This window comes from Promicromonospora kroppenstedtii DSM 19349, from assembly GCF_000515355.1.
Taxonomy (GTDB): domain Bacteria; phylum Actinomycetota; class Actinomycetes; order Actinomycetales; family Cellulomonadaceae; genus Promicromonospora; species Promicromonospora kroppenstedtii.
The window spans coordinates 24,004-24,534 of sequence record NZ_KI911577.1 but is presented as its reverse complement, the minus strand read 5'-3'; the positions used below and the strand labels follow the sequence as shown (position 1 = coordinate 24,534).

Genomic DNA, 531 nt, shown 5'->3' with positions numbered 1-531 from the left:
CGTCAAAGTCGTGACGAAGGTCCCCGCAGCGCGTCCCGCCTCCTTCGTGAAGCTGGTCCGCGTCGGGGCCCCGCCGAGACCGGGTCACCGACCGCCCGATGGTCGTGTTCCAGGCGTGGGGGCCCGACTCCGTCGCGGCCTCTGAGCTCGCCCGCCGCGTGCACGCCCATGTGTACGCGCTCGCCCAGACGAGCACGCCTCAGGGCTACGTCAGCGCTGTGAACGAGGTCGGCGGCCTCCAGTACTTCCCCGACCCCGAGAGCGGGCAGGACTGCTACCAGTTCACGGCCCAGCTCCAGACCCGAGGAGTCCCTCTGTGAAGGTCCGCCACCCGCACATCTACCCGCCCGTCGTGATCGACGTCGCCGACGAGCGCGTCGAGTCGCACCTCGCGGCGGGCTGGCTTCTCGACGAGGCCCCGGCCGACGAAGAGGCCGAAACCCCTACCCCGAACGCCCCGACGGACACGCCGCGCGGGCTCTGACTCCCAGAAGGAGACCGCAGCATGAGCAACTCTGCGAACATCGTCGC

The 531-nt window shown here is 70.4% G+C and carries 2 protein-coding genes; both read left to right on the top strand.

The window, feature by feature from the left end:
- Positions 1 to 98 precede the first annotated feature (98 nt).
- Positions 99 to 320, top strand: a complete 222-nt coding sequence (locus PROKR_RS01680; RefSeq protein ID WP_036959138.1) for a hypothetical protein — start codon at positions 99 to 101, stop codon at positions 318 to 320.
- Positions 317 to 484 carry a hypothetical protein gene (locus PROKR_RS32155; protein WP_157601813.1) on the top strand — a complete coding sequence of 56 codons (168 nt, stop codon included), beginning with the start codon at positions 317 to 319 and terminating at the stop codon, positions 482 to 484. The genes PROKR_RS01680 and PROKR_RS32155 overlap by 4 nt, the downstream gene beginning before the upstream one ends.
- Positions 485 to 531 lie beyond the last annotated feature (47 nt).